Consider the following 13,250-nt stretch of genomic DNA (forward strand, 5'->3'; position numbering starts at 1 on the left):
CCGGCTGATCGACACGCTCGCCGCGGGCGGCCACCGCGCCTTGAACGCGATCCGCAGCGCGCGGTCCCAAGTGCGTCAGCGTGTATGGAAGCTGGCCCAGCAGAGCGCGCCGGATGCGACCGGGACGGTGACCGTGGACCTGGACGGCGTCCTGGTGATCTCGCACTCCGACAAGGAAGACACGGCTGCGACCTGGAAGAAGACCTTTGGCCACCACCCGCTGATGGGCTTCGTCGACCACGGGACGGGCGGGTCCGGCGAGCCGGTGGCCGCTCTGCTCAGGCCCGGGAACGCAGGCAGCAACACCGCCGCCGATCACATCACCGCCACCCAACTGGCCCTGACTCAGCTGCCCCAGTCCTATCGGCGCGGGCGCCGGACGCTGATCCGCACCGACTCCGCGGGCGGCACCCACGAGTTCGTGGCCTGGCTCGCGAAACGGGGCCGGTGGCTGTCGTACTCGGTCGGCATGACCATCACCGACGCAATCCACCAGGCCGTACTCAAGGTGCCGCCCGCGGCATGGACGCCGGCCGTCGAGCCCGATGGAGAGATCCGCGACGGGGCCTGGGTCGCCGAACTCACCGGCGGCATGCTCGACGGCTGGCCGAGGGGCATGCGGCTGATCGTTCGAAAGGAACGGCCGCACCCCGGTGCCCAGCTGAGGATCACAGACGCCGACGGCATGCGGATCACGTGCTTCGCCACCAACACCACCAGCCGGCCCATCGCCGAACTCGAACTCCGCCACCGCCTGCGGGCACGGGCCGAGGACCGCATCCGAGCTGCCCGCGCGACCGGCCTGCGGAACCTGCCCCTGCACGACACCGCGCAGAACAGGGTCTGGCTGGAGATCGTCCAGATCGCACTCGACCTGTTGGCCTGGATGCCGATGCTTGCCCTGCGCGGCCAGACCCGCCTCTGGGAGCCCCGCCGCCTGCGGCTCCGCCTGTTCAGCTCGGCCGGCCAGTTCGTCACCACCGGTCGCCGCCAGATCCTCCGCCTCGCCCGCCACTGGCCATGGACCCATGTCGTCACCAGCGCCCTCGAACGGCTCGAACAACTGCCCAACCCGGTCTGAGCAGTAGCTTTCCCGTCCCTGCGAACAGCACCATCGTCTCCGGAACAGTGGAACCCGGCGCTCACCCGACACGACAGTCGGGCTACTGCCCTGCCCACCAGCAGCTACGGAACGCGAAACGGTCTGCCGACTCCGTCGGCAGACCGTCACGAAAGATCGAGGCTAGGCCCTGTCGTCAAATGATCTTGATTAGTGAATCATGGTGGGGTGATACGTCGTCATGAGCTGTCGGATGCTGAGTGGGAGTTCATCCAACCGTTGCTGCCGGTGTCGTTGCGGGGCCGGAAGCGGGTGGACGACCGGACGGTCCTGAATGGGATTGTGTGGAAGTTCCGGACGGGTACGGCCTGGCGGGACGTGCCGGATCGGTACGGGTCGTGGGCGACACTGCACACCCGTTTCCGCCGGTGGGCGAAGGACGGCACGTTCGAGCGAATGCTCCAGGCCGCGCATGCCAGGGCGGACGCGGCCGGGGACATCGAGTGGCTGGTTTCGGTCGACTCCACGGTCGTGCGAGCCCACCAGCACGCCGCCGGGGCCCGAAAAAGGGGGTCCTCGACCCGGCACTCGGACGGTCCAGGGGTGGGCTGACCACCAAGATCCACCTTGCGTGCGACGCGCTCGGCCGACCGCTGGGCTTCGTCCTGACCAGCGGGAACGTCAACGATTGCACCCGTTTCACTGAGGTGATGGAGGCGATACGGGTGCCCCGCATCGGCCCCGGACGGCCCCGCACCAGGCCGGTCCACGTCCTCGGCGACAAGGGCTACAGTTCCCGGGCGATCCGCATCTGACTGCGGCGCCGGGGCATCGCCCACACCATCCCCGAAAGGGCCGACCAGGTCCGCAACCGGACCCGGCTTGGCAGCCGCGGCGGCCGGCCACCGGCCTTCGACCGTGAGGTCTACAAGCGACACAACGTGGTGGAACGCTGCTTCAACCGATTGAAGCAGTGGCGAGGCATCGCCACCCGTTACGACAAGACCGCCGAGTCCTTCCAGGCAGCCGTCACCCTTGCCTCGGTCCTGATGTGGGTGTGATGTTCTACGAGGAGCGCTGGCTCATTCATGGACCGTGGAGTTCGGTCTCCCAAGCCTGGAACGGCGGCTCGACCTCATAAGTCGGGTCGCAACAGCTGCGGATCCACTGTGCGACGCGGTACTGCGCATCCCCGTCGTTCAGCACCTCGCCGTTTGTGTCGACTTGCAGCACATTGCCGTAGATCGCGAAGACCTGCTCCAACGACGAACCGAACTGGAAGAGAGCGGATCGGTAGTCGAAACCGTCGAGTAGGTCAACGTCGATGGTGCCGTTCGCCAAGTAGAAGGCGAAGAGCCGAAGCGAAGCACGCACGTCGACAGGAAGATGTCCCACCGGCACATCATGCCTGGTGTCTACACCACTTTGGCAAGATCTTTTTGACGACAGTGCCTAGGCCGTGCTGGAGACCGCCGCACACCGCAGCAGCTGCACGGCGTCAGCGTGACGGCCCTGCCCGTTTGGCGGCCACGGTGGACCGGCTCCGGCCGTGGCCGCAGTCCTGACGCCGGCCGGGTCCGCGAGGGACGCGTTCCGCACCCTGACCGCCACCTCGCGGTCTCCGGCCCCCGCCGCCCACATAGACGCGTCCGCCGCTCCGACCCCGCCCGGGCGGCGGACGCCCGACGGCATGCCGGTGGTGGGACAGCCGGGCTCACGGCTCGTTGGGCCGAGCGAGGGCTCGGGGGCCGAGCGGCTGGGAGCGGAACGACCGTCCCCGATTCGCTCACGATCGCCGGTGGCGTCTCTCGGACTGTGCCTTTGTCGGCAGGGCGGTCGCGGAGAGGATGCGTAGATCTTCGAAGGCTCGGAGGAGGTGCGCGTCCAAGCCCTGTGAGGGGTCATCGATCCAGGCTTGAGCCGCGTGATGAAAGGCGGCCCAGCCGGCCTGAGCAGCCAAACCGGCCAGCCGGTCCGCGACACCGCACTGCTGCAGCGCCTGCGCTACGGCTTCAGTGAGCGATGCGGCCTTGGCCAGGTCGCGTTCGCGAAGTGCTGGCGTCACCGCGATGATCGCCAGGCGTGGTTCGGAGAACGGACGGTTCTCCTCAAGGATCCGCCCGGCTTTCCGGAAGGCACAGAGCAGCGTCTCAAGCGGTGCCAGACCGTCGGGCGCGTCGGCCACCGCCTCCGTCAGCGCGGCACGCAAATCGGCTTCGCCGTCGAAGAGCACCTCGCGCTTGTCCGGGAAGTGCCGGAAGAACGTTCGCTCGTTGACGCCGGCCCGCGCGGCGATCTCCGCCGTGGTGGTCTGATCGAATCCTCGTTCCTGGTACAGCTCCAGGGCCGCCCGCTGAAGGCGGCGACGCGCTTCTGCTCCGCTTCTTGGCACCCTTCGAGAATACCGCAGGTGTCAGTTACTGGCACTACTTGACGCCAGTGACTGGCACTACCTAGGGTCAACGGCTATGCAGGTAGTGCCAGTCACTGGCGTCAAGTAGGAGAGTGTTTCATGCATGTTTTCGTCACCGGCGGTTCTGGCCAGACCGGCCCCGCAGTCGTCGCCGAGCTTGTTGCAGGCGGCCACACCGTCACTGGTCTGGCACGCTCGGATGCCGCCGCTGCCCGGCTGGAGTCACTGGGTGCCACACCACACCTCGGCTCCCTTGACGACCTTGACAGACTGCACAGCGGTGCCGCAGCCGCCGACGGAGTACTGCACATGGCCTACGGCGGCGACTTCTCCGACCTCGACGACATGATGAGGCGCGACCGGACCGCGATCGAGACGCTCGGCCAGCCGTTGGAACGTACAGGCAAGCCGCTCGTCATCACCTCGGGCACCCTCGTCATGCCCGCCGGCCGGGAAACCACCGAGAACGACGAGCCCGACCCCGCTGGGATCGCCGCCTTCCGCATCGCGGGTGAACGAGCTTGTCTGGTCCTTGCCGCCCGGGACGTGCGCGCAAGCGTGGTCCGCCTCGCACCCACCGTCCACGGCCCGGAAGACCACGGTTTCATCCCCATGCTCATCGACACTGCCCGAAAGACCGGTGTGTCGGCCTACATCGGCGACGGCGCCAACCGATGGCCTGCGGTGCACCGGCTCGACGCGGCGACCCTGTTCCGCCTGGCACTGGAGAAGGCCCCCGCAGGCAGCGTGCTGCACGGAGTAGCCGAAAACGGCGTCACCCTAAAAAGCATCGCAGAGACCATCGCCCGGGGGCTCGATCTGCCCACGGTCTCACTCACTCCCGACGAGGCTGCCACGCACTTCGTCAGCCCGTTCATGGCCACCGCCTACGGGCACGACGGGCCTGCCTCCAGTTCGTACACCCAGGAACAGCTCGGCTGGTCACCCAGCCACCCCACGCTGCTCGAAGACCTGGAGCACGGCGATTACCTGACCACGCCGGCCTCCCGACCCTCATGAGCAACGCACCGATGACGAGGCCAAGGTCAGCCGCACCGATTTCACTGGGTCACTGATCTTCGACAACAACCGGCAGGGCCCATGGATCCTCGCCGTGCTCGCCGTTGTTGCTCGATATCGGATCGCGTGAGACGGACGCGGGCTGGCAGGCTGCCCCCACGGGTGAGAGATAGCCAAGGCTGCTGTAGCGCCTGCGGGCGTTGTAGTACGTCAGCCACTGGAAGATCTCCAGCCTGGCGTGTCGCACCGTCGTGAACACCCCCTGCATCGCTTCTCACTTCAGCCACTGCCAGAAACTCTCGGCCAGCGCGTTCTCGTAGCTCGACCCGACGCGACCCATGCTCCTGCGGATACCGAAACCGTCACTGAACAGGGCGAACGCCTCTGATGTGTACTGAACGGATTCAACTGATCGTCGCAATACCTTGATCGAGAGGTGGAGCGATGGGCTCTGTGAAGCGGCACAAGCAGGTTCGTGCGTATCGGGGATTGATGCCGTCGCCGGGCAGGCCGTCGGTGGCCTGGCGTGAGGACAGGGTCAGGTTCTGAACGGCGATCGCTCGGGGTGCCAAGACTGAGGATGCGTGCAGTGCTGCCGGGGGGCCGGGCCGGTGGAATTCGCTGGTTCCGGCACGCTGGCGACGTGAATCCGTGTCTTCCTGATGAGGTGTCTGGGCGCTACCTGTCATTTCCCGAACGGGAGGACATCGCCGTCTGGCACACCCAGGGCGCCGGCGTTCGCGAGACCGCCCGCAGACTCGGACGGGCGCCGTCGACGATATCCCGTGAGCTGCGGCGCAATGCCTCTACTCGGACCTGCAAGCTGGACTACCGGGCCTCGACCGCGCAGTGGCACGCTGAACGCCGGGCCCGGACGCCCGAAGACAGCCAAGCTCGTGGACAATCCGAGGCTGAGCCTATGTCCAGGACCGGCTGTCGGGGTACATCACCGACGCCGGAGGCAACCGCGTCGGCCCGCAAGGCCCGGCCTGGAAGGGGCGCGACAAGCCGCACCGCGGCGACAGAGGCTGGGTGACAGCATGGAGCCCGGAGCAGATCGCGCGACGCCTGCCGCTCGAGTTCCCCGACGATCAGGACATGCGCATCAGTCACGAGGCGATCTACCAGGCGCTCTACGTCGAGCAACGTGGTGCGCTGAAACGCGAGTTGGTGTCTGCCTGCGCACCGGACGGGCGCTGCGTGTTCCTCGGGCACGCAGCCGGCACAAGGCGTGGGCCCACGTCACCGACGAGGTCCTCAGCGAGCGTCCCGCCGAGGCCGAGGACCGCGCCGTTCCCGGGCACTGGGAGGGCGACCTCATCATCGGGCTGAAACGCTCGGCGAGCGGGACTCTCGTCGAGCGCACCACCAGGTTCACCATGCTGGTCCACCTGCCGCGCGAGGAGGGCTACGGTGTGGTCCCGCGCACGAAGAACGGACCCGCTCTGGCCAGGTACGGCGCCATCACGATGAAGAACGCCCTGGCCAGGACAATGACCACACTGCCTGACCAACTCCGGCGGTCTCGCACCTGGGACCACGGCAAGGAGCTGTCCGCGCACGTCGCCTTCACGGTCGAGACCGGCATCCCTGGCTACTTCGCCGACCCTCACAGCCCCTGGCAACGCGGGACCAACGAGAACACCTTTTGGCGCAGCCTTGGCGGGCCGGGCTTCTTCGACGGGAGAAGTTCGGCGGGATCGTCGGGTGACTCGGAGAACACGTGCTGAAAGGATTTGCGTTGAGATGCCCACGGTGGTCCACAGGGCGAGAGCCCTGGCCGGAAGTGGCTTGATAGAAGCCTGCTGAGTCGTCAACTCGCAATAGGTCTGTCCCCTGGCCAGGGCCCTCGCGTCTGTCCCGTCATCCGTGACAGCAGACAAGGGGACAACTCGACGGTGACAGTGGGGATCGACCCGCACAAGCGCGTCCACGTCGCAGTGGCCGTCGACGCTGACGGCAGACGGCAGACGGCAGACGGCAGACGGCAGACCAAGCCCTTGACCGTCAAGAACGACGCAAACCTGATCGGCGTCCTACTCAAGTGGATCCACACGATCGCCGATGGCATCCCCGTGACCTGGGCCATCCAGGATGGTCGCGGGTTCGCCTGCCGCCTGGCCGATGGCCTGCTGCTGACTGGCCACGAGGTGGTCTGGGTTCCCACCAGGCTCATGTCCGCACACCGCAAGCTCCACGCCGCCACCGGCTCGAAGTCCGACCCCGTTGACGCCGCCGCAGTCGCCCACGCCGCGATCGCCACCCCTGGCCTGGACCGCCACCGCATCGACGACCGCATCGACGACCGCGTGCGCGAGCTGCGCGTTCTGGTCGCCTCACGGGCCGACCTCGGCCGACGTCGCACCATGGTCATCAACCAGATCAAGGCATACACACACCTCTGGCTCGACCACACCCCTGGCGACCTCACCCGCCGGCCCGGCATGACCTCGCTGACCGCGCTGGTGGACACCACGGACATGAGCGCCCATGTCCGCCGCATGCTGACCGAGATGATCACGGAGATAGGCGAACTGAACAAGCACGTCCGCGGACTCGAAGCCACGATCCACGAACTGGTCACCCCTCTGGCACCCGCGCTCCTGAAGATCACCGGGATCAGCCACGTCTCCGCGGCGGTCCTCCTCGCGGAGATCGGCGACATCACCCGCTTCACCAGCTCAGCGAAGCTCGCCCGCTACACCGGAGCCGCACCGATCCCGGTCTACTCCTCCGACAAGGAACACTACCGACTGCACAGAGGTGGCAACCGGCGGCTCAACAGCGTGCTCTCCACGACATCCATCGTCCAGCAGCGATCTCACCCAGGCGCGCAGGCCCTCTTGGCCCGCCACGAGCCGATCAAGGGAGCCCGCGGAGTCCGGCGAATCCTCAAACGCCACCTGATCGACGTCATCCACCGCGCCATGGCCAAAGACCGAGCCTCTTGGCAGCACCACGTCACCCATACACCAGCTCGCTGCTTGACACAGAAGCGTCAACGGCCTACTGCGTCAGTACTTTCCCAAGGCCACCGACTTGTCCCGCTGGAACAGCGAAGAGCTCCAGGCCGTCGCAGCGGTCTTCAACAACCGGCCCCGGAAAACCCTCGGGTGGCGAACCCCGGCCGAAGTGTTCACCCAGCAGCTACGATCGCTCCCACCAACCAGCGTTGCAACGACCGATTGAATCCGTCCAGTACCGCAGCCGGGCCTTCGCCGACGCTCGCCGCGAAGCCGGCGTCTCCCAGTCCATGAGCGCGGTCGGCTCCAGCGAGGACGACGCACTCGTCGAGTCGTTCAACGCGACGTGTAAACGGGAGACCCTCCAGGGCCGCAGGGTCTGGGACACCGAGCGCGAGGTCCGCCCGGACCTCTTCCGCCGGCTGCACCGCTACAACATCCTCCGACGCCACTCCCGCCTCGGACGCCGCGGCCCCATCGTCTACGAGCGAGCACTCCGAACGACATCAACTACGCCGGTCCAAGCCGCATAACCCGTGTTGAAGATCAGGGGCCAAGGCCCGCGCTTGGCCGGCTCTCCCTTGGTAACGGAGCCGCGTTCGCCAGGGACTCTCGCCGCCCGGCAGCGGTCTTGATGAAGCAGGTGTCGTCGATGACGAGCAACCCGCTGTCGTCGCCGAGGTGTTCGGCGACGGACGACTGCAGGTCGTCGCGGACGTCTTCGGCGTCCCAGGCCGCTCCGTTCAGCAACCGCTGGAGGCCGTCGGGGGTGTGATGCCCAGCGAACTCGGCCAGTTGCCAGCCGTTCTTGCGGCCGACCGGGGCGGAGCAGACCCCGCACATAGTCCCCCATCCGCGGCCGCAGGTCGGCACGGCCGAACCGGTGGCCGATGCAGAGGAAAAGGTCATCCAGTTCCCGGGCCGCGTCCGCATGTTCGTCGATCACGCTGGGAAGCTGTCCACATCACAGCAGGAAGGGTAACGAAACGCTGTTGGAGTACCCAGGTCGGCAGCAGGCGGCAGTTCACCGGAGTACCGGTGCCCTTCCCCCGACACCCGCCTCATGTCCATGGTCCCGGCGGGCGGCTGGGATCGGCCGCCCACCGGCGCCCGGCAGCTCCTGGACGACTTCGACCACACGTACGCCGGGGATCTGGAAGCACTCGACACGGCATGGGCCGAGGGTCTCAGTATGGCTGTACGTCGGATGCGCAGGCTGGAAACTCCTGCCGTGGGTCTGATAGAGATGCCAGTCTCCTGGCACGAAGGAGACCTGCCGCCTCCCATTCCGACCTCGCGGATGATCCACACGGCTGCACCCCTCGGGGAGCCTCGCACGCTGTGCTGTGGATCGGCCGTACGACGCCGCTTGATCAGAGCACCCGACCGTCACCGGCGAGGAACGTCTCGCGGCTCGGTATTCACCTCCGCCACCCGTCCGAACCGAGCCGGGAAACCGGGGAATCCTCGCGGTCGCCTGTCGATGACGTCGCGTCGGCGGCTTCCCCGGCGGCCTGTCTCCCCAAGCGCTTGCGCGCCCGATGGGCGGCCACGTTCGCCCGGGTGGCGCAGCGGTTCGAGCAGTACCGGCGCGAGCAGTTGGTCGAGGAGTCGACGTATACGTTGCGGCACGGCGCCGCCTGACACATGCCGAGCCGGCCGGGGCCGAACGCGGTGAGATGAAAGGCCAGACCCATCGCGGATATGGCGGCGTACCCCGCGGTCGCGTTCGACGGGTGTTCGGCCAGGTGCATGTGCCACCGCGGCCGGCCCTCGGCGTCGAGGTGGTCGTGGCCGGAGATCTGCGGGCTGACCGGGAAGTCCAGCAGCAACGCGTTGAGCAGATCAACGGCTTGGGTGTGGTCACCGTCGTCGGCCGCTGCGAAGACCGCGCGCAGCCGGGTGCGCACCGAGCGGAACCGGGTCACGTCGGCCTCCGTCACCCGGCGCGCGCTCTGCAGGGCTTCCCCGAAAAGCGCGCGGACCGCCTCGACGGAGGTGAGGCGGTCCGTGTGACGGGCCGTGTCCTCGGTGTTGACCAGGCGTACGGCGTAGTCCGAATACTCGGCCAGTTCCACTGGTGGTCCTTGATTCCGGGCGGGCTGGGACGGGTGGTTCGGTAAGCGACATGTGCAAGCCGAGCCTATTACGGGCACGGTCGGCGTGCGCACGCTTCCTTCCCAGCCGCCTCTCCCTCGGAACTCAGGGACTCGGCCTCGCCGCCGACGGCGTCCTCACGGGCGGTGCGGAAGCACCAGCGGGGCGTAGGCGTCCGGCCGGCGGGTGGCGAGGAAGGGGAAGAGCTCCAGCCAGTCACGGCGGGCGTCCAGGTCGAGATCGGCGACGAGGACGGCGGGCTCGTCGCGGGGCGCCTGCGCGAGGACTCGGCCGTAGGGGTCGACGATGAACGAACTGCCGTAGAACGTCAGGCCGTTCTCGGCGCCGATGCGGTTGGGCACCACCATGAAGGTGGCGTTGGCTATGGCGTTGCCCGTGATGACCTTCTGCCAGATCGGCTGGGTGTCGAAGCCGGGGTGACCGGGCTCGGAACCGATGGCGGTCGGGTAGACGAGGATGTCGGCGCCCGCGAGGGAGTAGGCGCGCGCCAGCTCCGGGAACCACTGGTCCCAGCAGGTCGGCAGCCCGAGGTTGGCCCCGTCGACCTTCACCAGCGGGAAGGCTTCCTCGCCGGCCGGGCCCTGGCGGAACCAGTGGTCCTCGTAGTAGCCCTCGGAGACGGGGATGTGGGTCTTGCGGGTCCGTTGGGCGAGGGTGCCGTCCGGGGCGACCAGGATCGCCGTGTTGTAGCCGAGACCGTCGTCCTCGCCGTCCGGCGCCGGCGCCTTCTCGTACAGCGAGGCGTGCACGTACACGCCGTACTCCCGCGCGGCCTCGGCGGCGAAGGCGAAGGTCGGGCCGGTCAGCAGGTCCTCGGGCTCGGCGGGCGCCGGGTGGTCGGCCTTGCGGACGACCGCGAAGTAGGGCGACAGCGTCAGCTCCTGAAGACACACCACGCGCGCCCCCTCGGCCGCCGCGAGCCGGATGCCTTCCAGCAGGCCCGCTCGGTGCTCGGCGGGATCGCGGCGCCAGCGCTGCTGCACGGCGGCGACGCGCAGGGGAGGCCGGTCCGCTGGACGGGTCCGCGTCGGTGAGGCGGGCGGATTGAAGGCGGTGATCAGACGCATGGCGGATTCCTGACGCTGAGGGCTGTTCTGTCGCGGCAACTCAGCCGCACGGGGGAGTGCCGGAACGTTCCGGCACGTGCAGGACGGTAGCCCATGCCGGAACGTTCCGGCAAGGCCGCTCGGATCCGTCTAGACTTCTGCCGTGTGAACGCCCGTACCGTGACCCTTCTCGACGTCGCCCGTGCCGCCGGGGTCTCCAAGAGCACCGCCTCCGACGCCCTCCAGGGCTCGGGGCGGGTCGCCGGAACGACCCGCGATCGGGTCAGGGAGGTCGCCGACCGCCTCGGCTACCGCCCCAACAGCGCCGCGCGACGACTACGGCGCGCCAGTACCGGAGCGGTCGGCCTCCACCTGCCGCAGACCGCGACGCGGCTCGACTACTACATGAACCTCGCTTTCGGGGCGGTCTCCCGGGCTCAGGAGGAGGGGCTGGACGTGGTGCTGCTGGCTCCGTCCAGCGGGACCTGCGGACGGCTCGCCTCACGGGTCGACGGGCTGCTCGTCATCGATCCCGAGGTCGGCGACACAGCGGTGCCCGCGCTGCTGGAGTCCGGCGTCCCGGTCGTCACCGGCGAGCGCTACCTGGGGCCCGTACCCGCTCCGGTCGGGTCCGTCGTCTGCGACAACGCCGCCTCGTTGAACGCCCTGCTCGACCACGTCCTCGACCGTGGCGCGCGCCGCCCCGCCCTGCTGGCTCCCGCGGACGCCTCGGCCTGGGCCGCGGCGCTGCGCACGACCGCCGAGAGCTGGAGCCGTGCCCGTTCGGCGCCCGTGACGGTACGGACGGTCTCGTTCGCGGCCACCGCCCGTGAGGCGGAGGAGGCCACGCTCGCCCTGCTCGCCGAGGACCCCTTGACCGATGCCGTGATCTGCGCCCCCGACGGCGCGGCGCCCGGGGTCCTGCACGCCGCCGGCGCCCTGGGGAGAGTCGTGGGAACGGATCTTCTCGTCGCATCGTGTGTGGACGGTCCCGCCGCCCGGGGCGGCAATCCGCCCATCACCGCGATCGATCTGCGGCCTGCGGCCTACGGCCGCGCCTGCGCCGAGCTCCTCTGCGACGTCCTCGCCGGCCGCGCGGCTCCGGACACCGTGCGCCGGCACGAGTGGGGCCTGGAGACCCGGGCTTCAACGCTGGGCTGACCTGCGCGTACCGGCAGCTCGAACCTTCTCTCGAACGGCCCGCGCCGTTCCGGCCGACCAACCGCGACGCAAGAGGGCTCCCGCCGGCGAAACGGCCGGTGGGAGCCCTCTGTGATCCTGTCGTGAAGGGTGAGAAGACGATCACGAGCAGGACGCTCGCGTGACTACGGCGTCACGGCTTGAGCAGCAGGCTGTCGCCGCGCTCCTTGGCGGCGGCGTAGCGCTTGGCGACGTCCTGCCAGTTGACGACCTGCCACATGGCCTCGATGAAGTCGACCTTCTGGTTCTTGTACTGGAGGTAGAAGGCGTGCTCCCAGGCGTCGAAGACCAGGATCGGGGTGGCGCCCTGGCCGACGTTGCCCTGGTGGTCGTAGACCTGCTCGACGATCAGGCGCCCGCTCAGCGGCTCGTAGGCGAGGACGCCCCAGCCGGAGCCCTGGGTGGTGGCCGCCGCCTTGGTCAGCTGGGCCTTGAAGCCGGCGTAGGAGCCGAAGGACTCGGTGATCGCGTCGGCCAGATCGCCGACCCCGTCCTGCGCGAGCGGCTCGCCGCCGCCGTCCTTGGGACCGGTCATGTTCTGCCAGTAGATGCTGTGCAGGATGTGCCCGGAGAGGTGGAAGGCGAGGCTCTTCTCCAGGCCGTTGATCGAGCCCCACGACTCCTTGTCCCGCGCCTCCGCGAGCTGCTCCAGCGTGTCGTTCGCGCCCTTCACATAAGCCGCGTGGTGCTTGTCGTGGTGCAGCTCGATGATCTCGGGGCTGATGACCGGGGCCAACGCCGAGTAGTCGTAGGGGAGTTCGGGAAGCGTGTAAAGCGCCATGTCCAACGTCCTCCGACGTTATTGCCAATGGTATGCAGATGCACGCTAACAGCAGGAGCGATAGTTTGCGATCAGGCACCGGACTCCGGACCCGTCCGTGTCGCACCGAGCGGCGCGGGTCCCGGACTCCTCCCTCGTGGTGAGAAAGGCAGCAGCGTGACCACGAACCCGTCGTCGGCGCAGGACGATGCGACAACGCCGCCGGATGCCCCGGCGCTGCTACGAGCCCACGGCTTGCGCCGCACCACCAGCCGGGTGTGCACACTGACGATGCTCTCGGCGTCCCGGCGCCATCTCTCCTCGGCGGAGGCCTGTGCGGAACTGCACCGGCGCGGAACCCCGTTCGATCCGGCAACCGTCTACCGGACGCTGGAATCCCTGACGGCGGTCGGCCTGACCCACGTGGTCCACGCCCCAGGCCCCAAGCGCTACGGGGTCAGCTCCGAGCCGCACCACCACACCGTGTGCGAGCAGTGCGGCCAGGTGAGCGACGTCGCGGGCGATCACGTGAAGGCGGCCGTCGAACAGGTCGCGCGGCTGACCGGGCTGAGCCCCGACTCCTCCGGCTCGCTCCTCGTGTACGGCCGGTGCACGGCCTGCGCTCAGGGAAGCGGCGAACCGGTGCGAGGCGGCGCCGAGGGCGGATGAC

The 13,250-nt window shown here is 68.4% G+C and carries 11 protein-coding genes and 5 pseudogenes; 9 read left to right on the top strand and 7 right to left on the bottom strand.

The window, feature by feature from the left end; all coding sequences use genetic code 11:
* On the top strand, nucleotides 1-1,081 hold a 1,081-nt coding region (locus ABEB07_RS22500; protein ID WP_345670000.1), incomplete at its 5' end, for an IS1380 family transposase.
* Nucleotides 1,082-1,291: 210 nt separating this feature from the next.
* Nucleotides 1,292-2,121, top strand: a pseudogene (locus ABEB07_RS22505) (IS5 family transposase).
* A gap of 25 nt (nucleotides 2,122-2,146) precedes the next feature.
* Here the strand turns inward: ABEB07_RS22505 and ABEB07_RS22510 are convergent.
* Nucleotides 2,147-2,455 carry a DUF7677 family protein gene (locus tag ABEB07_RS22510; RefSeq protein WP_345670001.1) on the bottom strand — a complete coding sequence of 103 codons (309 nt, stop codon included), beginning with the start codon at nucleotides 2,453-2,455 and terminating at the stop codon, nucleotides 2,147-2,149.
* Between the two features lie 391 nt (nucleotides 2,456-2,846).
* Nucleotides 2,847-3,452 carry a TetR family transcriptional regulator gene (locus ABEB07_RS22515; protein WP_345670003.1) on the bottom strand — a complete coding sequence of 202 codons (606 nt, stop codon included), beginning with the start codon at nucleotides 3,450-3,452 and terminating at the stop codon, nucleotides 2,847-2,849.
* Nucleotides 3,453-3,572: 120 nt separating this feature from the next.
* Between ABEB07_RS22515 and ABEB07_RS22520 the strand changes: the two genes are divergently transcribed.
* On the top strand, nucleotides 3,573-4,493 hold the full coding sequence (locus ABEB07_RS22520) for an SDR family oxidoreductase (RefSeq protein ID WP_345670004.1): 921 nt from the start codon (nucleotides 3,573-3,575) through the stop codon (nucleotides 4,491-4,493).
* A 49-nt stretch (nucleotides 4,494-4,542) separates the two neighbouring features.
* On the opposite strand, the gene ABEB07_RS39265 is transcribed toward ABEB07_RS22520, so the two are convergent.
* On the bottom strand, nucleotides 4,543-4,761 hold the full coding sequence (locus tag ABEB07_RS39265) for an integrase core domain-containing protein (protein WP_425589058.1): 219 nt from the start codon (nucleotides 4,759-4,761) through the stop codon (nucleotides 4,543-4,545).
* A gap of 287 nt (nucleotides 4,762-5,048) precedes the next feature.
* Here ABEB07_RS39265 and ABEB07_RS22530 point away from each other — a divergent pair.
* From ABEB07_RS22530 to ABEB07_RS22545, 4 genes and pseudogenes are all read left to right on the top strand, one after another.
* Nucleotides 5,049-6,139, top strand: a pseudogene (locus ABEB07_RS22530) (IS30 family transposase); the annotation flags it as partial.
* A 258-nt stretch (nucleotides 6,140-6,397) separates the two neighbouring features.
* Nucleotides 6,398-7,318: pseudogene (locus tag ABEB07_RS22535) on the top strand (IS110 family transposase); the annotation flags it as partial.
* A 163-nt stretch (nucleotides 7,319-7,481) separates the two neighbouring features.
* Nucleotides 7,482-7,682, top strand: a pseudogene (locus tag ABEB07_RS22540) (IS30 family transposase); the annotation flags it as partial.
* Nucleotides 7,683-7,746: 64 nt separating this feature from the next.
* Nucleotides 7,747-7,989 (top strand): integrase core domain-containing protein, encoded by a 243-nt coding sequence (locus tag ABEB07_RS22545; protein ID WP_345670005.1) that lies wholly within the window; start codon nucleotides 7,747-7,749, stop codon nucleotides 7,987-7,989.
* A 58-nt stretch (nucleotides 7,990-8,047) separates the two neighbouring features.
* On the opposite strand, the pseudogene ABEB07_RS22550 reads toward ABEB07_RS22545, so the two are convergent.
* From ABEB07_RS22550 to ABEB07_RS22560, 3 genes and pseudogenes are all read right to left on the bottom strand, one after another.
* Nucleotides 8,048-8,402, bottom strand: a pseudogene (locus ABEB07_RS22550) (transposase); the annotation flags it as partial.
* A gap of 475 nt (nucleotides 8,403-8,877) precedes the next feature.
* Nucleotides 8,878-9,534 carry a CGNR zinc finger domain-containing protein gene (locus ABEB07_RS22555; RefSeq protein ID WP_345670008.1) on the bottom strand — a complete coding sequence of 219 codons (657 nt, stop codon included), beginning with the start codon at nucleotides 9,532-9,534 and terminating at the stop codon, nucleotides 8,878-8,880.
* Nucleotides 9,535-9,690: 156 nt separating this feature from the next.
* On the bottom strand, nucleotides 9,691-10,641 hold the full coding sequence (locus ABEB07_RS22560; RefSeq protein ID WP_345670009.1) for a nitrilase-related carbon-nitrogen hydrolase: 951 nt from the start codon (nucleotides 10,639-10,641) through the stop codon (nucleotides 9,691-9,693).
* A 144-nt stretch (nucleotides 10,642-10,785) separates the two neighbouring features.
* On the opposite strand from ABEB07_RS22560, the gene ABEB07_RS22565 reads away from it, so the two are divergent.
* Complete coding sequence (locus ABEB07_RS22565) at nucleotides 10,786-11,781, top strand: LacI family DNA-binding transcriptional regulator (protein ID WP_345670010.1); 996 nt, start codon at nucleotides 10,786-10,788, stop codon at nucleotides 11,779-11,781.
* A 172-nt stretch (nucleotides 11,782-11,953) separates the two neighbouring features.
* Here the strand turns inward: ABEB07_RS22565 and ABEB07_RS22570 are convergent, their stop codons facing one another.
* The gene (locus ABEB07_RS22570) at nucleotides 11,954-12,601 is read right to left on the bottom strand and encodes a superoxide dismutase (RefSeq protein WP_345670011.1); all 648 of its coding nucleotides are present in this window, start codon (nucleotides 12,599-12,601) and stop codon (nucleotides 11,954-11,956) included.
* Nucleotides 12,602-12,757: 156 nt separating this feature from the next.
* On the opposite strand from ABEB07_RS22570, the gene ABEB07_RS22575 reads away from it, so the two are divergent.
* A complete protein-coding gene (locus ABEB07_RS22575; protein WP_345670012.1) occupies nucleotides 12,758-13,249 on the top strand; it encodes a Fur family transcriptional regulator in 492 nt (163 codons plus the stop codon).
* The last annotated feature ends 1 nt before the right edge of the window (nucleotide 13,250 follow it).

The organism is Streptomyces similanensis (assembly GCF_039543625.1).
Classification (GTDB): Bacteria; Actinomycetota; Actinomycetes; order Streptomycetales; family Streptomycetaceae; genus Streptomyces; species Streptomyces similanensis.